The organism is Paraflavitalea devenefica (assembly GCF_011759375.1).
GTDB classification, from domain to species: Bacteria; Bacteroidota; Bacteroidia; order Chitinophagales; family Chitinophagaceae; genus Paraflavitalea; species Paraflavitalea devenefica.
The window spans coordinates 1,777,173-1,799,052 of sequence record NZ_JAARML010000001.1; the positions used below are offsets into that span (position 1 = coordinate 1,777,173).

At 47.7% G+C, this 21,880-nt stretch carries 15 protein-coding genes; 2 read left to right on the plus strand and 13 right to left on the minus strand.

The window, feature by feature from the left end; translation table 11 throughout:
• Nucleotides 1-5 precede the first annotated feature (5 nt).
• Entirely contained in the window at nucleotides 6-782 is a 777-nt protein-coding gene (locus HB364_RS07285) for an ABC transporter permease (protein ID WP_167287198.1), read from the plus strand.
• A gap of 6 nt (nucleotides 783-788) precedes the next feature.
• The gene (locus HB364_RS07290; protein WP_167287199.1) at nucleotides 789-1,637 is read left to right on the plus strand and encodes an ATP-binding cassette domain-containing protein; all 849 of its coding nucleotides are present in this window, start codon (nucleotides 789-791) and stop codon (nucleotides 1,635-1,637) included.
• A gap of 2 nt (nucleotides 1,638-1,639) precedes the next feature.
• Here the strand turns inward: HB364_RS07290 and HB364_RS07295 are convergent, their stop codons facing one another.
• From HB364_RS07295 to radA, 13 genes are all read right to left on the minus strand, one after another.
• On the minus strand, nucleotides 1,640-2,437 hold the full coding sequence (locus tag HB364_RS07295; protein WP_167287200.1) for a DJ-1/PfpI family protein: 798 nt from the start codon (nucleotides 2,435-2,437) through the stop codon (nucleotides 1,640-1,642).
• 159 nt (nucleotides 2,438-2,596) lie between these two features.
• Nucleotides 2,597-3,547, minus strand: a complete 951-nt coding sequence (locus tag HB364_RS07300; RefSeq protein WP_167287201.1) for a GlxA family transcriptional regulator — start codon at nucleotides 3,545-3,547, stop codon at nucleotides 2,597-2,599.
• A gap of 27 nt (nucleotides 3,548-3,574) precedes the next feature.
• Nucleotides 3,575-4,345, minus strand: coding sequence for a DeoR/GlpR family DNA-binding transcription regulator (locus tag HB364_RS07305; protein WP_167287202.1), 771 nt, complete (start codon nucleotides 4,343-4,345; stop codon nucleotides 3,575-3,577).
• Between the two features lie 115 nt (nucleotides 4,346-4,460).
• Nucleotides 4,461-5,213 (minus strand): LytR/AlgR family response regulator transcription factor, encoded by a 753-nt coding sequence (locus tag HB364_RS07310; RefSeq protein WP_167287203.1) that lies wholly within the window; start codon nucleotides 5,211-5,213, stop codon nucleotides 4,461-4,463.
• A gap of 6 nt (nucleotides 5,214-5,219) precedes the next feature.
• Entirely contained in the window at nucleotides 5,220-7,334 is a 2,115-nt protein-coding gene (locus HB364_RS07315) for a tetratricopeptide repeat-containing sensor histidine kinase (RefSeq protein ID WP_167287204.1), read from the minus strand.
• Nucleotides 7,335-7,516: 182 nt separating this feature from the next.
• Nucleotides 7,517-8,272, minus strand: a complete 756-nt coding sequence (locus HB364_RS07320) for a Bax inhibitor-1/YccA family protein (protein ID WP_167287205.1) — start codon at nucleotides 8,270-8,272, stop codon at nucleotides 7,517-7,519.
• 136 nt (nucleotides 8,273-8,408) lie between these two features.
• Nucleotides 8,409-13,160, minus strand: coding sequence for a PKD domain-containing protein (locus tag HB364_RS07325; protein ID WP_167287206.1), 4,752 nt, complete (start codon nucleotides 13,158-13,160; stop codon nucleotides 8,409-8,411).
• Nucleotides 13,161-13,508: 348 nt separating this feature from the next.
• Nucleotides 13,509-14,891 carry a PSP1 domain-containing protein gene (locus HB364_RS07330; RefSeq protein ID WP_317170685.1) on the minus strand — a complete coding sequence of 461 codons (1,383 nt, stop codon included), beginning with the start codon at nucleotides 14,889-14,891 and terminating at the stop codon, nucleotides 13,509-13,511.
• 355 nt (nucleotides 14,892-15,246) lie between these two features.
• On the minus strand, nucleotides 15,247-16,458 hold the full coding sequence (locus tag HB364_RS07335) for a DNA polymerase III subunit (RefSeq protein WP_167287208.1): 1,212 nt from the start codon (nucleotides 16,456-16,458) through the stop codon (nucleotides 15,247-15,249).
• Between the two features lie 707 nt (nucleotides 16,459-17,165).
• Nucleotides 17,166-17,681: a glutathione peroxidase gene (locus tag HB364_RS07340; protein ID WP_167287209.1), complete on the minus strand. Its 516-nt coding sequence runs from the start codon at nucleotides 17,679-17,681 to the stop codon at nucleotides 17,166-17,168.
• Between the two features lie 217 nt (nucleotides 17,682-17,898).
• A complete protein-coding gene (locus tag HB364_RS07345; RefSeq protein ID WP_167287210.1) occupies nucleotides 17,899-19,293 on the minus strand; it encodes a choice-of-anchor Q domain-containing protein in 1,395 nt (464 codons plus the stop codon).
• A gap of 63 nt (nucleotides 19,294-19,356) precedes the next feature.
• Nucleotides 19,357-20,055, minus strand: coding sequence for a ComF family protein (locus HB364_RS33480; protein WP_317170686.1), 699 nt, complete (start codon nucleotides 20,053-20,055; stop codon nucleotides 19,357-19,359).
• A 42-nt stretch (nucleotides 20,056-20,097) separates the two neighbouring features.
• The gene (gene radA, locus HB364_RS07355) at nucleotides 20,098-21,471 is read right to left on the minus strand and encodes a DNA repair protein RadA (protein WP_167287211.1); all 1,374 of its coding nucleotides are present in this window, start codon (nucleotides 21,469-21,471) and stop codon (nucleotides 20,098-20,100) included.
• Nucleotides 21,472-21,880 lie beyond the last annotated feature (409 nt).

Consider the following 21,880-nt stretch of genomic DNA (forward strand, 5'->3'; position numbering starts at 1 on the left):
AATGCATGGAAATAAAGAAGTGGTTCAGGCCTTTTGAGACCGTTAATCAAAGGCAAGGAATGCTTATTGGTGGTATCTGGCTGGTGCTGGTGTTGGGATATTGGTTTATTGCTTCAGCAGGCACCAAACATTTGTTCCCTACACCCGGCCAGGTTTGGGAAGGATTTCAGTCGCTATACAATGAAGGGCTGGTAGTGCATGTAGTGAGCTCATTGGGACTGTGCCTGCAGGCTACGTTACTGTCCATTATCATATCCCTGGTAATTGTATATCTATCGCCACTGCCGGCTTTAAAACCTATCGCCACTATTTTCAGCAAGCTGCGGTACCTGCCGCTGACGGGTATTACTTTTTACCTGGCTATCCTGGTAAAAGATGCGCGGACTATGCAGATCAGTGTATTGTTCGTTTTCATGAGCCTTTATTTTATCACTTCGCTGCTGGCAGTATTGAAGGACATTCCGCAGGAGGAAATTGATCATGCCCGCTCGCTGAAGTGTAGCCGCTGGGAAGTATTGTGGGAGGTGGTGATCAAAGGACGTATAGATTATGTGATTGATGTATTGCGGCAAAACCTGTCTATTACCTGGATGATGCTGGTAACGGTGGAGTCCATACTGGTAGCAGCGGGCGGACTGGGTGTATTGATCAAGAACAGTGATAAGTTTATGAATCACGGCCGCATTGTAGCACTCCAGCTGGTGATCCTGCTGGTGGGCTTATTGCTGGACCGGGTGCTGCAGGTGGCAAGGAAATCATTTTTTAAATATTCAAGTTTCTAATACGCTATGGCTATTCCTTATGAACAGAAAGATACGATCCTTCATGTAGAGAACCTTTGTGTGGCCTATGGTGATAAGGTGATTTTACGGGATGTGAACCTGCTTGAAAGGGATACGATACGTGAGGGAAAGTCGCAGGGGCAGGTGATTGCTGTGCTGGGAAGATCGGGACGGGGAAAATCAACGTTGTTCCGTGCCCTGACAGGGCTGGAAAATCCCACCTCCGGGCGGGTGTTGATCCCGGACTATTCCAAACCAGCCAGCAACGGAAAGCAACCGGCAAAGCTGGTACAGGAAGGCGATGTAGGCTTCGTGAACCAGAAGTATACGCTGTTCCGTCATAAAACGGTGTACGAGGCATTGTGGTTTGCCCTACGCAAGAGTGGTATGACGAAAGCGGAAAAAGAAGAAGAGATTATGCATTACCTGAGAGAGTGGGGGCTGGAGAAGAATAAGGACCAGTACCCCAATTTCCTCTCGGGCGGACAGCGCCAGCGTACAGCGATCCTTGAGCAGTTATTAAGCTCTGGTTATTATATGGTACTGGATGAACCTTTCTCCGGGCTGGATATTGGTAATATTATGAGCGTTAAAAAGGCCTTTGAATTGATCAGCCTGCGTCATGACCTGAATACGATCATTTTCAGTACCCATGATATTGAGCTGGCGGTGGAGCTGGCTGATTCTATTTATATTATCGGTTATCCGCAGGATGAGCAGGGGAATGCAATACATACGGGTACCGTATTAAAGCATTTTGACCTGAAGCAGATGGGCCTGGCCTGGCATGATGGATTGGCTGCCCCGCATTTTGAATGCGTGCAGATGATTAAGGAGATTATGTTGAGGTCGTGATTTTATTTCTTAATGATGAGTCCCTGTTCTGGTATCCATTTGTCGTATTCCATGTAGGTGGCTACGTTGCGGGCGGCTTCCTGGCCGCGTATTTTGGCCACGAGGTGCAAGGCGCCATCAATACCTGCGGAGATACCTGCTGTGGTGATGACTTTACCATTGTCAACAAAGCGTACATTGGATAGTACTTTCGCGGTAGGTACCGCTTTCTGCAGGTTGGCAATGCTTTCGTGAAAGGTGGTGACCGTAAGGTTATTGAGTATATCGGCTTTCCCTAAGATGAAAGCGCCGGTACAAACGGAGAAATAATAGTCGGGTGTGGGCTGGCGCTTTAACCACTCAATGACTTTAGGGTCATTGGAGGCATTGCCGGCATTACCACCGAAGAAAGCAATAATGTCGGCGGGTGGTGCATCCTCAATGCTGTAATCAGGGATTATTTTTAGTATGCCCTGCGAGATGATGGGGTCTTTGGTTTTGGATACGGTGAATATTTTAAACTGCGCGTAGGAGAATACTTCCATAGGACCGGCAAAGTCCAATACTTCAACGCCATTCTGCAGGTAGAAGGCTACGGTTAGTTTTTTTTCATTCATGATTTTATGGTGTTCTTCCGGTGTTTGCTGTAGGAGCGACATACCGCAATGCGGACATTTACCGGCAGTTTTAAAAACGAGGCTGTCACAGGCGCTGTTGCAGGGTGGGCAGTACCAGGCTTTCTGTGGTTGCTGCGCCTGTAGCTGTGCTGTTCCCAACAGCAGCACCAGGAAGATGAGAACATGGAGGATAATGTCTTTCATGGCTATTACTTTTTTGTAAAAGTATTGCAGGTAGGCTATATGAACCGGGACAGGATAGCGCAGTATTGGGACATTTGGAAGTCGGGAGTCTGAAGCCGGAGCGAAAGGCGAGCCGCCCCGCCAAACAGATGGCTATGCTGCAGGGCGACCCACCTTACCTTATTTTTTCTTCAGGAGCTGGCGGAGTTGATTGGTGCTTTTGAGGCCGCAGAGGCCGGCTGTTGATTGCATGGTATGTCCTTCCTTTAGTAATTGCCGGGCACGTTCGATACGGAGCTGGTCAACGTATTGACTGATGGAGATGTTGGTTGTTTTCCGGAAGAGCCGGGTGAGGTTACGGCCACTCATGTGCACCTGCGTGGCCAGTTGTTCTATGTTGAGCCTCTTTTCCAGCGACTGAGACAGTATGTCCTGCGCCTTATGAATACGTTCTTCCATGTGATTGCGGTACTGCATGAAAACGCTGAGCTGCGGATCAGACTCGGTCCTGCGGACGTATACAACTACCTCTTTGGCGATCTGTGTGGCAAAGCGGGAACCGAAGAGCTGTTCCAGGAGATATAAGGAGAGGTCTATACCAGCGGCGACACCTGCACTGGTGTACAGGGCCCCAGTCTGCACAAACAACCGGTTCTGCTGTACCTGCGCCTGCGGATAATGTTGCGCCAAACGGTCTATGTATTTCCAGTGAGTTGTACAGGCTTTGTGGTCGAGCATGCCGGCCTGTGCCAGCAGGAAAGCGCCGGTACATACAGAACAGACGGTAATACCGTTGCGGTGCTGTTGTTCCATCCAAAGCTGGAAAGGTTTGGAGGAAACGGTGAGGAAGTGCTCATCCAGCAGGAGGGATGATTCCAGACCGGGCACGAATATAATGTCGTCCTTATTTAAGTGGAGGGCGTTAAAGTCTGTAAGGCGGGAAAGCCATAGCTGGCTGCTGCTTTCTATGGCGTTTTCGGCTGCATGGATGTTGCTGAAATGTAAGGTAACAGGGGCGCCATAGCTCAGGGCTTCATAAAAGACATGAGCGGGGCCGGTGATATCCAGCAGGTGAACTTTGGGAGGAATGATGAATACGATCTGTACGGCAGCTTTATTGGCCTGTTGCATAGTAGGCCCTAAAGGTATAGAAGATATTTATATGATCTCTATGCCGGCGGCCCGGTAGGGGGACAGCAGTTCGTGGCTGGCATCCAGTTCGGTGATGATGCTGTGCAGGTTATGCACCGGACAAAGTTGTACGGGTCTTACCGTATTTATTTTATCCGATTTGCATAAACCAATGACTTTCTGTGAGCTTTCAATCATTGCTTTTTTGATCTGGGCTATTTCCCAGTCAATTTCACTGATGCCGTTCTGAATGTCAATGGCCTGCACCTCGACCAGGCATACATCGGCTTTTATTTGCCTGATCTTTGCAATGGCCTCACTGCCTACGGTGAGCTTACCGTTTTTGGAGACTTTATCACCAATGATGATGACTTCTATGGAAGGATGGCGGGTAAATTCCACGATGGCCTGGATGCTTCCCGAGATAAAGGTGGCTTTCAGGTCTTCCGGCAGCATCCGCGCCAGTTGAGCTGTGGTGCTGCCACCACTGGTCATTACAAACATGCCGCTGCGAATGAGGCGGGCTGCTTTTTGAGCAATGATCTTCTCGGGCAGTGATTTTTCCTGCTCAGGCGGTGCTTTTTCATATTCAGGAAGCGGGGGATCTTCTTTGGTATAGGCAAGGGACAAAGCACCGCCGTGTACTTTTATGAGCTTGCCTTTGTTGGCCAGCTCCTGCAAGTCGCGGCGTATGGTATCTTCTGACACGTTCATCTGCTGGGAAATATCGGCAGAGACCACCTTCTGGTGTTCGGTGATCTGTTTCAGAATGTACGCTTGTCTTTCTTTTTTGAACATACTGCCTGATTTGTGCGTGTTATTATAACTGAAGCTAGAGGGCCTTTATTGTAAAAACCAGCCAGATTGAGCCATTTGCGGGCTGGAATGAGTAATCCGGGTTACCAGGTGACGATCAGCTCTTCCCGGGTTGTAATTTTTTTAATAGCTGCTCTTTTTTACTCCGGGAGACGTCTACCGACGATCCATCGCTCATGATAAGATTCCCTCCTTCGCCTTTAATGTATTTACGAATTTCGTTTAAATTGACGAGGTACGAATGGTGTACCCGCATGAACAGATAGTCTTCCAGCATTTCTTCTATTTCTTTAAGTGTACGTGAAACAATGATCTTCTGTTTGTCTTTTAATGAAATAATTGTGTAGTTGCTGCTGGAAGCGCAACTGATGATGGTGTCCAGTGGTACCAATTGCAATCCTTCCATGGTGGGCAGGGCTACCCTGCTGACTTGCGGGGGTGGCTGATATAGTTTTTGCAGCAGGATCTGTAACTGCTGGGGAAGGGGATGTTGCAAGCGGTCTACCGCTTTTCTCACTGCTATTTGCAGTTCGCTCCGGTCAATGGGCTTTAAGAGGTAGTCAAGGGCGCTGAATTTAATGGCCTTGATGGCATATTGGTCGTAACTGGTGGTAAATATAAGATCAAAATCAATATGGGGAAGCCGCTCCAATAGCTGGAAGCCATTCATGTGGGGCATTTCAATGTCCAGGAAAACCAATTGCGGAGAATGGGTGCTGATGGCCGTGATGGCTTCTTTGGCAGAAGAGCAAATGGCTTCTATGGTTACCTCCGGGCAGTATTTTTCCAGCAAGGTGCTGAGTACTTCACAGCAGTAGGGTTCATCGTCTACAATGATGGCTCTGATCATGCTATTTTATCGAACGGTTTCGGTCAATTCTTTGTATCTGATCTCTATAGTCACTTTGGTGCCGATAATGTTGCATTGCTCATCTTTTATGTCTTCAATATTATAATAAGTTTGTATAGACCTGTCTTCATTAAACAAGGCGAGGCGCTCCGCCGTTAGTTTGATACCCAATGATTTTATTTTTTCTGCTGATTTGGTTTGTATTTCAGCAGCGCGGGCGCGGCCTATGCCATTGTCGGTAATGGTGCAATTTAGAATATTATTGCGCATACTAAATGCAACGGACAGTTGGCCATGTCCTTCTTTATGCATTAAGCCGTGCCAGATGGCATTTTCACAAAAGGGCTGCAGCAATAAAGGAGGCAGCATGATGTTGGACGGTTCAATATCATTGTTATAGATGATGCTATAATCGAATGTGTTTTTGAAACGAAGCTGTTCCATTTCAAGGTAGAGGCGCAACATTTCTATTTCATCTTCCAGTACGATGTATGGTTTTTGGGAGTTGATGAGTACGAGCCGGATGAGCCTGGAAAAGCGGGTAAGGTAATCTGATGCTTTATCGGGTTCATTTTTCAGGATGAAGCGGTTGATGGAACTAAGGCAGTTGAAGATGAAATGGGGGTTCATCTGCGCGCGCAGGGCCTGCATTTCCAATTCTGTGGCGCGGTGCTCCAGGTCTTTCTGTATTTTTTCGTTCCGTAGTTTTTCATTTTTACGTTTCAGGGATATGTTCCCCAGTACCATCAGGCTGAGGAATGCCAGTAATACCAGGCCTCCTGTGAGGATATTCCTTAATAGTTGATTGCTTTTGAGTTTTTGTTCACTGATGAGTTTTTCCTGTTCGAGCAGTTTTATCTGCGCCACTTTTTTTTCATCTTCTGCAATGCGCCGGAATTCATAGAGTTTTCCTTTCAACTGATCGTTCAGTACGGCCTCTTTCACCTGCACGTATTGTTTGTAATAGTAGAAGGCCTGGCCGGGTTGTTTCATTTCCTCATGGATGGAATAAAGTAGCTGGCAGGCATCGCGGAGGTTTAATTTGGCATTTTTTTGCCGGGCCAGCGTCCATGCTTCGTAAGCAAATTGTCTGGCCCTGGTGTAGTCTTTTTTTGCGAAGTATATTTTGCCCAACCCCAGCATGGAATACATGTAAAGGTGTTTTTCGCCGCCCGGCTTTAGCACATTGTATAAGTAAGCAAACTGTGCCTGGGCGGAATCGTATTCCTTCCGGAGCAGGTAGTATTCTGCTACGCGTAATCTGGACGACTTGCTGCCCGGATTGCCGTTAAAGCTTTGTTGATAAAAGTACCAGGCAGAATCGAATTGCTGCAGATCGCAATACAGCTCGCCCATGCATTGCGAAAGATATCTGTAAGCCCAATGCATTCCCGAGGAATTGTATGCATAGCCTTTTTTGTAATATTCCAATGCACTGGTATGATCACCAATATTCCTGTATGACTTACCTATTTCTGTGAGTGATAATACAATATTACCTATATCGTGAAGGTCCTGGCTCAATGCAAGGGATTGCTGGGCTACTTCAAACGACTTTTCATAGTTACCCTGGTTGCCATATATATTGCTCATGGTCATGGTAGCATCTGAGATATCCTTTTTCCAGCCGAGTTGTTTAAAATGTTGAATAGACAGCGTGATGGTATCAATAGCCTGTTGAAAGTTACACTGGTACCAAAGGGCCTGACCAATGCCGCGAAGACCTTTTGCCAGCAAGGAATCATTGTTGAGATCAACCGCCAGCCGGGTAGAGCGGCGGTACCAGGTGATCCCTTCATTGGGTCTTGATAGTTGTAATAATACATGGGCATACAGGTTGGCAGCTTTGCATAACCCCAATTCGTATCCCAACTTTTCTGCTTCTTCCACAGCCTGCCTGGCATACACAAATCCTGAATCGGATTTTACGGTGGCAGAATAAGCGTACCGGTAAGCGATCCTGGTGAGGCAATCGACCCTATCGGTCCCGGTGGTAAAAGGCAGCTCTGCTTTCAGCCTGGTTATGCTATTGCTTTCCATCTGCTGTGCGGGGGCATGTATGGCAAGCAATGGAACGAGTAAAGCAGTAAGTAAGCTATTCCGTATAAAAGTATTCGTCATTGTTATACGCTACCCCGCATTTATGTGCCGGCTTTTTAAAGCTAACTATTTATTGCGGAAAAGAGGGTACAGAATGAGCCGTTAACGGGGGAAGGTGACAGTTGACGGGGTTGGGTGAGCAAGCAATAAAAAAAGCGTCCCGCCATATGGCGGGACGCTTTTTTTATAAGCAGTATGCTTTATTATCTTCTGTCGGAGAGCTTGGCCAGCAGGCGCAGGATCTCGAGGTATAACCAAACGATGGTTACGAGTAAGCCAAATGCGCCGTACCATTCCATGTATTTGGGGGCCTGGCGTTGTGCTCCCTGCTCGATCATGTCGAAGTCGAGGATAAGGTTGAGCGCTGCGATACCTACTACCACGAGGGAGAAGATGATACCGATGGTGCTGCCTTCATGAATGAAAGGGATGTTAACACCAAACAGGCGCAATACCATTGATATGAGGTAGAATATACCAATACCAACGGTAGCTGTTATTACTATTGATTTAAATCTTTCTGTGGCGCGAATGATGCGGAAACGATAAAGTCCATACATGGCTAATACCACACCGAAGGTGAGGCCTACCGCCTGCGTAATGATGTTGGGGGCAATTTTGGCAAATGCGAAGTTGTAATAAGCGGAGATACAACCTAACGCAAAACCTTCCAATATTGCATATATAGGAGCTGTATAAGCGCCCCATTGTGGTCTAAAGATGGTGATGAAAGCAAGTACCAGCGCACCAATTACGGCTGCCCACATATAGGGAACGATGTTTACGCCGGAATAAGCCATTTTCCAGGCGAGACCAGCAGTGGCCATCACGAGTAAGAAGAGGATGCCAAATTTGTTGAGGGTGCCGCGCACGGTCATTACATCTGTATGGGGCGTGCTGATGGTGCGATCGAAGATTTTTTCACTTAATGCCGGATTACCGGATTTAAAAAGGGCCATAGTTTGTTCTGTTTTGTTTGATCAAGATACAAAATTAGTTAAAACAAGGGAAGAAGCAAGTTTTGAAAGGTCCTAATGCGATCCGGAGTGGTTGATTGCCAGGATTTAACAAATGTTTTGTGAATTGTAGATGTGTTTATTTCAATAATAGGAGGGTGCCTTTGAGGGGAAGTATTTTTCCTTCGTTACAAATGACTTCTGCTATGTATATAAAGGCGCCGGAGGCGGGTATTTGTCCTTTGACCCTACCATCCCAGGCGGCATTTTTATCATTGGGGGCAAAGTTGTCCCTGCTGAACACGATTTGTCCCCAGCGATTGAAGATGCGCAGGCTTTTTATTTTTTGTATGCCGTATCCTTTGATGAAGAAGAGATCATTGTTGTTATCGCCATTCGGGGTAAAGGCATTGGGAATGTACACAGCCCCCTTACCGCAGGTAACGGTGATCCTGATCTCATCAGTAGCTATACAATTGTATTGCGTGCTTACGGTGAGCCTGTAATTGGCATCTTTATCGGCAATGAGCCGGGGACTGCTGCAGGTGTTGCAACTGAGGCCGATGGCCGGCTGCCAGCGATAACTGATGACATCACTGCTGGTAACAGGTTTGAAGTCTATAGGCTGGCCTGCATCTGCCGTAAGGTCGGGCCCGAGGTCAACAGTGGGGATGCTGCCTACTGTTACCATAACCCTGCCGGTATCATTGGGACAGGTATTGTTGCTGTAACCAACTACCTGGTAGGTGGTGGTTTGCTGTGGCGATGCCCAGGGTGATGCGATTAAACTGTTATCGAGACCGGTGGCAGGCGTCCAGGCAAATTGTTGTGTGTTGCCACCGGCTGAGAGGCGTGTACGTTCGCCGCGGCAAATGATGGCATCATTGCTGTGCTGCAGGTTTACTTTGTTGTCTATATGGATCATGATACTATCCTGTTGTACGCAGCCAAAGTTATTGGTGACCTGTACGTAGTAGCGAGCATTGACAAGGGCTGTTGCCACGGGATTGGCTGAGCCGGCATTTTGCAGGTTGGTTTGCGGCCACCAGGTATACTGCGTGCCGTCGTGCGCCTGTAAGGGCACCAGGCTTCCTATACAAACCGTTGTATCCTTTGGAGATGCTGCCGGCTCAGGCAGCGGACGGATGGTGATGGTAGTGTCTGCTGTTTCTTCGCATCCGTACCTGGTATTAACGGTAAATGCCAGGTCGTAATTTCCTGCATTGGCAAAGTAATGGCTTACGCTATCATTGTGGCTGATGATGTTGTTGTTGAGCTTCCAGGTATAGCTGATGACGCTGTCTTCCGACCGGATGTTAGCGGTATAGTCAATGGCTGTTTGCGCGCATTTCTCCATTTGACCTACGATGTTTACAACGGGTTGGGCAAAGATCTTTACAGCTTTGGGCTGTGTGAGGGTATCTATACAGCCATAGCGGCTTTGTACGATGAGTGATACTTCATAGTCACCATCGGTGGCATAGGTGTGGGAAGGATGCTCAGCGGTGGAGGTTTGGTTATCGCCAAAGAGCCATTTCCAGGATACTGCTCCAAAGGCCGCTTCAGAGAGGTTGGTGAATTGAATGGTCCTGTCGGTGAGGCAACGCAATGGCCTGTCTATTGTAAAGCGGGCGTGTGCAGAATCAACAATGACGGAATCTGTTGCTTTAAGTGTATAGGGGCAGCCTTCAGGGCTTGTCAGAACCACATTGGGCAGGAACTTACCTGCCAGCGGATAGATGTGGTTTACTATGTCGTCCTGCGAAGCCTGTACCGGCGTGCCATCGCCGTAATCCCAGGCATAGGAGCTGATGTTGCTGCCGGTAACCCGCATGGATAAGGTGTAAGGCGCACAGCCAATAACAGGGCCTACGCTTAATTGACCAATTGGTCCTTTCACGCGGATGACTTTGGTAATAGAATCCACGCAACCACTGACACCTGTAATGATGAGCTTTACGGAATAGAAACCAGGCGCCGCATAGATATGAGGTGCGGGGTCTTTATCGGTAGAACCTGTGCCGCCATCCCCGAAATCCCATACATATTGTTTGGCATAGGTGGAACTGTCGTAAAAGCTGATGGCAATGGGGGCACATTTACTGGTGTCGCCGGTGATAAAATCTGCTTTGGGTTTTACCAGTTTGATGTAGGCGGAAGTGGTGGTGCTATCGGCACAACCGTTCTCATCTTTTACCACGAGCTTGATATCATATTCGCCATTGGTGCTGTAGGTATGGGAGGCGTTGTGGGTATTGGTGGACGTACCATCTCCGAAATACCAGGTATAGGTGGCATTATAAGCGGCCGATTGATTGTACAGGAATACATTAGTACTACCACATTTAAGGGTATCATAGCTGAAGAAGGCAGCCTTGGGCCTGTAACTTTTGATGTAGTTGTAGACAATGGTCTGGGCTTCGCAGCCGGCAGCATCTTTTATGTTGAGGGTTACATGCCAGGTGCGGTAATAGCTGTTATTGGAATAGATGTGTTGTATGGCAGTATCCTGTGTAGTGGTGTAAGCGGGCGTACCATCGCCAAAGTTCCAGGTCCATTCAATAATAGGGGTAGTTCCATTCTGAACTGAGGTATCAGTGAATACGGTAGTGAAGTTGCTTTCACAGGTAGTGAGGGGGGTTGCCATGAGGCCGGGCAATGGTCCTTTTACCCTGACAGGAACAGGATACAGGAGTGAATCGAGACAGCCCAGCTTGTCTTCAATGATGAGCTTTATATAGAATGTTCCGGTGTCGGTATAAGTATGGGAAGTATTGCCGTTGAGGTACCTGCCATAGTTGAGGAAGTAGTTCCTGTTGTTGATGGTGTAGCGGGGCGTGCCATCGCCAAAATCGTAGATGTATTTGTTGATGTTGGAAGAGTCGATGCCAATAGTGCTGAAGTCAACTGTCTTGTTGCGGCAGATATCTGTGATGGAAGGCGTGAAGTTGGCCTTTTCATCAATGATGATGGCGCGTACCTGTGCCGTAGTGGTGACATTGGTCATTGTGTCGAGCCGGGTAATGGTCACGACATATTTTTTGTCAGTGGTGGGGAAGGTATGTGTTACCGGGTTTAAGGGTGGTGTTGTGTACAGGGGCGATCCATCACCAAAGTCCCAGCTTAGTGGCTTTGAGTTGGTTACCGTATCGGTAAAAACAACGGTGTATTTATCCTGGCAGGTTTTGCCCAGGGTGAAGCCGGCGCCACCACCACCGCCGCCCCCTCCTCCGCCGGAGCCATCGTCATCGCAGAGATTGGCAACGCTCACAGGCTTGAGAATAGAGCTGTCTGTACATCCCTGCTGGGTGATGATCTTCAGCCGGATGTTGTAATTACCAGCTGCTGTGTAGGTATGTATGGCATTGCCAACGGTAGTAATAACAGGCGGCCCATCACCAAAATCCCATATATAGCTAACAACGGGATCCACCATGTTGCTGAGCCGCGCCGTTGTTCTTACAGGTAAGGGTTTGCAACCGTCAGGAGGTGTGTAGGTGAAATCCACGATGGGTTTGACGATGCGGATGGTATCTCTTTTTTGCATGACGGCCGTACAGCCGGTAAGTGTATCGGTAACGGTAAGGGTAACGGTATAGTAGCCGGGACGCCGGTAGGTATATGCAGGGCTGGATACGGAAGCATGCGGCGAGCCATCGCCAAAGTTCCAGTCGTAGGTAAGATCAGTTAATGGCAGGGAGGTATTGGTAAACTGAACAAGGAAAGGTGTATCACAACCAATGGCCCTGTCGACTGTGAAGTTGGGTTGAGGGCCGGGCCTTACAGTAATGCTGTACCGGGCTGTGTCATTACAACCTGCATAGTTTAAAGCCACTACTTGTATTTCATAGGTGCCTGGATTGGCAAAGGTATGGGTGGTGTTTTGTCCGTATTGAATGGCGCCGTTATCGGGAAAGAGCCACTTGACGGTGTATAGAAAAGCGGCCGGTGTAACACCTGCTGTAAAATTCGTTGCTGTGTTGGCGCAAACATTGGTGGGTGCTGTAATGGTTGGCGTGGGTGTACCGGCCAGTACACCATTGTTACCCGACCTGGTATAGGTGCTTACGCAGTTGGTACCGTTCCTGGCAGTAAGTGTTACGGTATAAGCGCCGGTAACGGTGTAGGTATGGGTGGGATTGGGGTCGGTGGAAGTTTGCCCATCGCCAAAATCCCATTCATAGGTGATATTGCCTCCGCCGGTGGTGGTATTTACAAAGGTGGTTGTAAAAGGAATATTGCAAGGGCTGTTGCTGGGGATGGTGAAGGAGGCATTGACTTTTGAATATACTTTGATGTATTGTTGTTTGATCGCTGCTTCGCTTTCGCATCCCCAGTTGTTGGTAACGATGAGGGAAACGTTGTAGTTGCCATTTACGTTGTAGGTAAAGGAAGGGTTGGGCTGGCTGCTTCCGCCTGCTCCAAAGTCCCATAACCAGTTGGTGATGGTACCGGTTTTGGTGGTAGCCTGGTGCGTAAATTGTACGGCATGTGGTGAGCAACCTTCTGTTTCAATGGCGGTAAACTGTGCTACCGGTTTGGGGTGTACAGTGATAATGTCTTGTTTGGTGCGGATATCACCATTGGCAAATGTTACAGTAAGGATAACGGTAAAGGTCCCGTCTGTGAGGTAGTTGGTGCCTACGGTTGCCGCTCCGTTGTTGATGATGGTGCCATTACCGAGGTTCCAATCGCGGCGGGTAACTGTACCGCCTGTAGAGGCATCGGTAAAGTTGACGCCACTGAGGGGTATACAGCCTTCTTTTTTGTTGATGGTGAAGTCGGCGGTGGTTTGGGAAAGGGCGGTTGCCCCCATTAATAAAAGACTTATGCATGCTGTGATACGCATGAGTGTTTTACGAATGTTGTATGGTGTAGCTTTATTTCCCATGGAGCATAACGGTTTTCACAGACCCCGGCATGCGGAGGACAGCATTTTAAAGGAGGCTTCATAAGACGGATGAATGGATTGGGAATGGGTATGAGGGGTAAAAGTCGTGCGGCAAGAACCGTTAGTGTGAATTCAGGGTGACGAAGATATATAAGTTTTCTGCTACATGGAAGAGGGACCGGTTAATTTATTGAAGTATCCGGGTGAGTGGTGAGTTTGGTTGTAGGAATTGCTAAAAGCAATAAAATAAAACTGCGAGGCTGCAAGCCCTCGCAGAGTAATGGGACAAAGCCAGAGGCTTTGAAATAGCCGTCACCAGCCAGAGGCTGGCGACTGAAGACTATAGCGTTAGTTCTTTTTCTGTGGCGGGTTGGGTGGACGGCGATCGTCTTTTTTAGGAGGTTGCTGCCGTTGGTCCCTTCGTTGCTGGTGGTGTTGCTTGTTGTGCTGTCCACCGCCACCTTGCTGTTGTCCACCCTGCTGCGGCTTTTGTTGTTGACCGCCCTGCTGCTGAGTACCCTGTTGTGGTTTCTGCTGCTGGCTGCCGCCCTGTTGTTGTCCGCCGCCTTGTTGTTTGCCCTGCTGTTGATTTCCCTGTTGCTGGGGACGTTGTTGTTGACGTGGTTGTTGCTGCTGGCGGTTGTCCTTATGCTGGTGCTTCTTTTTCTTCTCTGCTCTTTCCAGGCTGCGCAGGCTGATCTGGCCTACCACGTCTACAAATTCGGGTTCTACTTCCCTTGGCTTGCTGCTGGTAACTTCTACCGCCTCTAATTGATCGGGAATGACGCCCTGTGCATTGAGCTGTTTTATTTTGCGTACCCTTTCAATGGTTACCGGGTATTGTTTGTTGCTATCCGGCAATACATACCACATCAGGTTCTTGAAGATGTCTTTTTTGATCAGCGTAGCGTTGCCCTTGCCCACCTGTATCATATCCGCATTGTCGGGAAAATGCTGGAGGGCATCGAGGTAAGTATCGAGCTCATAGTTGAGGCAGCATTTTAACCTGCCACACTGGCCGCTGAGCTTACTTTGGTTGATAGAGAGGTTCTGGTACCGGGCGGCCGTGGTATTGACCGATTTAAAATCGGTGAGCCAGGTGGCGCAGCACAGTTCACGGCCACAACTGCCGATACCGCCCACTTTGGCGGCTTCCTGGCGGGCGCCTATCTGGCGCATTTCCACTTTTACTTTGAATTCCCGGGCAAGGATCTTGATGAGCTCCCGGAAGTCTACCCGGTCATCGGCAATGTAGAAGAAGGTGGCTTTACGGCCATCGGCCTGTATTTCCACTTCACTCATTTTCATCTCCAGGTTGAGCTGTTTGGTAATTGCCCGGCTTTGTATGAGGGCATCTTTTTCGCGGGCCTTGTTCTGGCGCCAGATCTCTATGTCTTTATCGGAGGCGCGGCGGAGTACTTTTTTGAGGTCGGAGTCGTATTCGCTAATGCCCCGTTTTTTCATCTGCACGCGCACCACTTCGCCGGTGAGGGAGATTTCTCCTATATCAAAACCGCTGATGCCTTCTACCGCAATGAGGTCGCCTTTTTCGAAGTTCTGGATGGTAGCGTTCCGGAAGAAGTCTTTGCGACTGCCCTGGTTAAAACTCACTTCCACTACTTTGCATGTTGAATCCTGATCGCTCACGGGCAGATTCATGAGCCAATCGAAGGCATTCATCCTGTTGCAACTTCCCGTACTGCAACCGCCATTGCTTTTACAGCCAGCCACTTTTCCTGTGGTTCCACATGAACTACATCCCATTTTATGAAGTAATTGACAATGAAAAAAATTGTTGACGGCTACTGACAGTCACCGGAGGGAGGTATTTTGGTTGCAGGTGCTTATAAAGAAGCCTATACTGTCTGACGCAAAACAGTATGTAAATATTAAGTCTCCTGCTTTATACAGGTAATTAATACCCAGCAGGTAAGAAGCAGTTAAGCAAATGCAACACAAAAAATATAGCGAAGTAAGATAACCCTGTAAAACGCTCCTGTTACACAAATCCACCCGCTACAGCCACTCCCTTCAAAACCTTACTACTCAGGCCGATTTACAAATATAGGTTATTAAGTGTAAAACATTACATGAGCCGTGCTACCTGCTTGTGGGCAATGATGTGGTAGAGTTTGATGGTGAGCGCATGGAAGAGCATTTTAGCATTGGCATTGCGCTCAATGTAGTAAGCTGCCCGGTCCAGTTCTTCAATGATGGCTTCCTGCTGCTCAAAACCGGCGATCTTATTGAGCCGCAAGGCGAAATCCCGTTCATTATCAGGGAGATATACTTTATCTGTTCCCATTGCCTGTAACCGGATGGCCTGTTCCAGGAGGTGGTTAAAGTAGAGCAGGAACTGTTTTTGCTTTTCCCGGCCGAGCTTACTGATCTCATCAATCCACTTCACCTGGGCTATGGGGCCGTTTTTGAGGATGGCGTTGAGCCAGTCGCGCAGGTGAGATTGCCAGTCTTCTTCGGCATGGCGTATGAGCTGAAGGGCTTCCCGGTAGTTGCCGGCGGCGATAAAGGCTACCGGTCTTGCCTGTTCCGGGGTGCATTGGGCTTTGGTAATGAGCGCTTCGGTAATGGCTTCGGTGGTTAAAGCGGGTATTTTAACAAGCTGGGTCCTGGAGAGGATGGTAGCCAGTATCTGGGATTCATTTTCCGCCACCAGGATAAATAAGGTATCGGCAGGCGGTTCTTCAATGAGTTTCAATAGTTTATTACCCTCATTGCCCAGGTATTCGGGCATCCAGAGAATGAGTATTTTAAACCCGCTTTCAAAGCTTTTGAGGTTCAGCTTACGGATGATCTCATTGCACTCATAGGCGGTAATATTGCCCTGTTTGTTTTCGGCTCCTATGAACTGCAGCCAGTCATAAGCATTGCCGTAGGGTGTTTCGGTAATGAATTCGCGCCATTCGGTAATGTAATCCGTACTTACTGGTTTATCTCCTGCCTTACGGGGGATAACGGGATAAGAGAAATGGATATCGGGGTGAACGAGCTGTTGTGCTTTCTGGCAGGAAGCACAGATGCCGCAGGCGTCGGCGAGTGGTGGTGGTTGGTTGCTGGTTACTGGTTCTTCGCCGAAGAGAGAGGGACCGGCGGCAGCAGTCTCTTTTTTGCCATTTACTCTTTCACAAACAACGTATTGTGCGAAAGCGATGGCCAGGGGCAGGGCGCCATTTCCCTCTTTTCCCAGGAAAAGTAAGGCATGGCTAAGGCGGTTTTGCTGTACCATTCCCGCCAGGTGTTCTTTGGCCTCCTGCTGCCCAATGATATCCTTGAAAGACATGCGGCGAAGATAGGCGTAAAAAAGAAACCGTTCGCTGGTGAGGCGAACGGTTTCAAAATCTTTCCAAGTGGAAACGATTCTAACGAGGTCTTTAATACAAGGATATCCCGGACTCTTCTATTGTATCGTGTTCTTGAGCTTTCGTTTCTTTGAGGGTCTTCGCTCCAGGATAGATTTCGTTCAATGGATATTGGGATTCAGGGGTGGTTTTCTCAGGATATTTTCTTTACTGAAAGGTCTCTTTCAATGGATGATTGGATCAGGGACTCTTCAAAGGATTTGATGGCGTGGTCTTCGCAGGAATTGGATGGTTTTCTCAGCTATCGGACCTGGTCCTTTTCGCAGGCAGTGGATTTTTGGGGTTCTTTATAGTTATCGGACGCGTCTTTCAACAGGTATTGGATCGCTCTCAGTTCTTAAAGTTGTTAAATTATCTCTAAAACACTAAATCTATTCGGTGACTGGATGCATTTCTACGTTTTTTGGCCAAATAGGGCCGATTTTGTTGAGATAAGGTGGGCATTTCTTTCATTTTCAAACACTTGACAATAGTCAAGAAAGCAGATATGTGTCAATTTAATAGCCCGTAGCTGGCAACCGGTCAGAAAGGACCCCTTCGGAGCAGTCGTCAACTAATGATGCAGGCATAAAAAGCGGGAGGCGGACACAAATGCCCGCCTCCCGCTTTATTTGTAGGTGTTGTGATCTTAGTTCAGGTATTTGGTAATGTCCTCACTCAGCGGTTTTACCTTGCTGGGGAATACAGCTACGAGTTTACCTTTTTCATCTACCAGGAATTTGGTAAAGTTCCATTTGATCGGATCTTCCACGCCCATCTTTTTAGCCTCTTCTGTAAGGTATTTGAAGAGGGGGTGAATGTCTTCCCCTTTCACAGATACTTTTTCTGCCATCGGGAATGTTACGCCAAAGTTCTTACGGCAAACTTCCTGGATATCGGCACTGGTGCCAGGTTCCTGACCGCCAAAGTTGTTGGCAGGGAATCCTACAATAACCAGCTTGTCCTTGTATTTGTCATATAGCTGTTGCAGTTCGGTATACTGTGGTGTGTACCCACATTTGGAAGCGGTATTAACGATGAGTATTTTTTTGCCTTTGTATTGGGCAAAGTTGATAGCATCGCCACCTTCGAGGGCAGGTACTTTAAAGTCATAAATAGTAGGAGCCGCAATGAGTAACAGGGAGCAAATGAGCAGGCGTATCATAGATGTAAGTTTTAAATGATAATACAAAGATGGTGCTTAATTGGTTGCTGCTGCTGAAAAATTTATGGATGGCAGGGTAGATAACGACTCATTAACTAATGAGGTAACAAGGCATTGAGGCATAAAGGCAACGAGAAAAGCTTTGGACGGGAAGGTGGAAAGGCGGTAAGGGAAAGCCCTTCGACAAGCTCAGGGTGACATGGCTCAGCCTAACAGATTATTGTTTTTCATAACATCCGAGGTCGGGGAGGCCAACGGGACGGGGATTTCCGTCGAGGTCTATAGTGACCGATGTAGCAGTTCCTTTATTGAGAGCGGGAGATTCTTCTTTCAGCCGGAAGTTGTAGAATTTCTTTTGGGTGTCTACACTATCGAAAGCCGGTGATGTGTTGGCAATAATGTTGGCGATAGTAGCATTGGCAGGATTGTTCTTGAGCTTCCATAAACAATTCTGAAAGTTCAGGTTGAAGGGACTGCTTCCCTGCCTGCTGCTTATGACTTCATCTTCCACGATGCTGTTATCGGCCCAGAAGATGCAATTGGTAAAGCTGGCATTCAGCGGGGCCGTTAATACAGTATTGCCTTCTTTCACAAAGTCTGTTACCTGTAATACGGGCTCTTTATGCTGTAACAATGAGTTGGAATACGCTACTGAGGTGCAGTGATTAAAATCATAGTTGCCTCCCATCGCCAGCAGCATGTTCTTGCCGCAATTACTGATGAGGCAATTCTGCGCTTTGATATCAGCCTGCAGGGCCAGTATACCAGCATCGTAGCAGTTATCAATGATGCATTCGCTCAGGGTTATTTTTGGATTGCCATTAACGGAAGGCCCGCTTACTGCAATACCCTGGTAGGCATTTTTAACGATGGCATATTGCAGGTAGTTGTCTTTGCTTTCGCCCCGGAAATAGATGCCGGGCCAGGCGGCAGGATAATCACGGTAGGGATCATCGAGACGGTCGCCCCGGAAGATAACCCTTGTACTGTCGTATTTTTCACCGGTTACACGCAAGGTGCCATCTACAATGAGTGGCGCATCGGCATGCAGGTAGATGCGGCAGCCTTGCTGAATGGTAAGGGTGGCATTGGTATCTACCTGTAGGCCGCCCAATATAACATAGGGTTTATCGTTAGTCCAGGTTTCATTCGCCGCAATAATCCTTGAGCGCAGGAAGTGGGCATTTTGTCCCCAGGCTTCCAGTTGCACCCATTTCTCCTGGTTGTTGTATTGAATATGAATACTGTCCCGGATAACAAAGGGCAGGTCTTCGGCATTGGGATCTATTTTTACCGATACAAAGACGTACACGCTGTCATTGGCCTCTATTTCAATGTTGCTTACTGCAGGGCCGGGTGTGCCATCTACATTGATCTTGAAGAAAGAGCTTGCGCCACCACTTACAGACACGTTGCTGAGCCTTAATTTCTGGTTGTTGTCGTTAAAAATGCGGAAGTAGTGGGTAACGGAGCCAACGGTAGTAAAAACGGTATCAAAATGCAGGGTATCGGCCGAAGTACTCAGGTTGGCATTGCCGGTGATGAAAGAATCCTTTCGGCAGGCGGTAGCGGCAAAGGCGGCGATCAATATTAAAACCAGTACTTGCTTCATGTAGAGTGCTAAAGTAATACTTCTTATGGTTTAACGTATAACCGGATGATTAATTGTTAATGGTTACCTGGAAGCAAATCCCATGGTGGCGATGCTCAGTTGAACGTTGCCGGCAGACAGTAATGCCTGCCCGCAGGCTTCGAGGGTAGCGCCGGTAGTGATTACATCATCCACCAATAAGAGGTGCCTGCCCCGGATAGCGGCCGCATCCTGCAGGTGAAACCTGCCTTCCATGTTTTGCCAGCGTTGTATCCTGTTCTTATGTGTTTGTGTTGCTGTAGAGGTAGCTCGGATAACGATGTTGTTCCAAATTGGAATGCCCATGCTTTCCGCCATGCCGGTACATAAGATATGCGCCTGGTTATAGCCTCTTTTTCTTTCCCGGGCAGCAAAGAGTGGTACAGGTATGAGCGCATCGGGCATGGTAAAGCCCGGTGATGCTGTAAGCGCCTCACCTATGCGCCTGCCGAACCAACTACCAATCTGTTGCCGGTTATTGTATTTGAACTGGTGCATGAGGTGTTGCAGCAGGGAGTCTTTGGTAAAGTAGACATAGCTGGTAGCATGGATGAGTGGCAGCCTTCCCCGGAAGATATGCTGTATGGGATTATCGGCATAGTGGTGGAAGTTGGTGAGCGGCAACCGGCCCATGCACGACAGGCACAGCAGTTGCTCATGGCTTAGTATGTCATCGCCACATCCTGCGCAGCAATGGGGAAAGAAGATGTGTACAAATGAGCGGGCGGCTTCGATTAAGTTCACCAGGATATATACGGTATAAGCTGGTGTAAAGATTGCCCGTATTTAAAACAGGTATTGATACACTTCATCCACCCTGCCCATACTTATTACTTCTATGTTGAATTTTTTGAGGTTGAGCCCTTTCTGGTTATAGCGTGATACGAGTATTTTTTCGAAGCCCAGTTTTTCTGCTTCTGCAATACGTTGTTCAATGCGGTGCACGGCCCTGATCTCTCCGCTTAGTCCTACTTCTCCGGCAAAGCAGGTAAGGTGGGGCAGGGGTACATCTTCATAAGAACTTAGGAGGGAGCATAGTACTGCGAGGTCAATGGAAGGGTCTTCTACTTTAAGGCCGCCGGCAATGTTGAGGAATACATCTTTTACGCCAAAATGAAAGCCGCCTCTTTTTTCCAGTACCGCCAATAGCAGTTGCAGGCGCCGCAGATCGAAGCCTGATACAGTACGTTGTGGCGTTCCGTATACAGATTGTGTTACGAGTGCCTGCACTTCTATGAGTAAAGGCCGCATGCCTTCGATAGAGGCGGCAATGGCGATACCACTGAGCCGGTCTTCTTTTTGCGTGATGAGTATTTCACTGGGATTGCTGACAGCGCGCATGCCTTCGCCCGACATTTCATAGATGCCCAGTTCGGCTGTTCCGCCAAAACGGTTTTTAATGGTACGCAGGATACGGTAAGCATAGTGGCGGTCGCCTTCAAACTGTAATACTGTATCCACCATGTGTTCCAGTATTTTGGGACCAGCAATGGCGCCATCTTTGGTAATGTGGCCAATGAGGAATACAGGTATGTTGCTTTCTTTGGCAAACCGCTGGAACTCGGCGGCCGATTCACGGATCTGTGAGATGCTACCCGGCGATGAATCTATGTAAGGTGATTGAATGGTCTGGATGGAATCAACGATGACCAGTTGCGGTCTTAGTTTTTTTATTTCCTGGAAGATGGTTTGTGTAGAAGTTTCTGTAAGCAGGTAGAACTGATCGTTCTGTATTTTCAAACGATCTGCGCGCATTTTGATCTGCTGATCACTTTCTTCTCCGCTGATGTACAGGATGGTGATATCTTTCAACAGTAATCCGATCTGCAGGAATAAAGTTGATTTACCAATGCCGGGTTCGCCGGCTATTAAAGTGATACTGCCGGGCACTATACCGCCGCCGAGTACCCTGTTTAGTTCTATATCCGGTGTTATGATGCGTTTCTGTTCGGGTGTTGTGACAGCATGCAGTGCTATAGTTTTAATATCTTTCCTGTCTTCATTAAAGTTTTTCCAGTTGTTCTCTTTTTGGGAAGTCTCTTTGTGTATGACTTCCTGCACAAAAGTATTCCAGGTACCACAGGAAGGACATTTACCGAGCCACTTGGCGCTTTCATAACCACAGTTGGTACAAAAAAATGCTGTTTTCACTTTACTCATGCGATAAAGTTAGTGGTATAAGCGTATTGAAGTAAGAAGAAATGAAAGAGGAAGGCTTATAACATGCGGGATTAAAAAAATAAAGACCTGTTTTTAACAACATGACCTGATAAGGATATTTTTTGGGCCTGTTTATGTGAAAAAAGTTGCCGGAAAAGATTGTTGATGACTGATCAGCGGAGCTATAATTTTTTTGACAAAAGGAGGCTGAAAAAATGCAGCAAAAATGGTGATTAAGAACCCCTGTTTTTTTAAAAGTAAAAGGGCCAACATTGCTGTTGACCCCTTACTTACTAACCCATTAAATTCTTGCACTAAATTACAAATAAGCGCCACATAACAAAATTATTTTTTAGGGTTGTGAATAAATTTTAACCCCCTTTTCAGGTATGCGATAACGGTGCTAAAA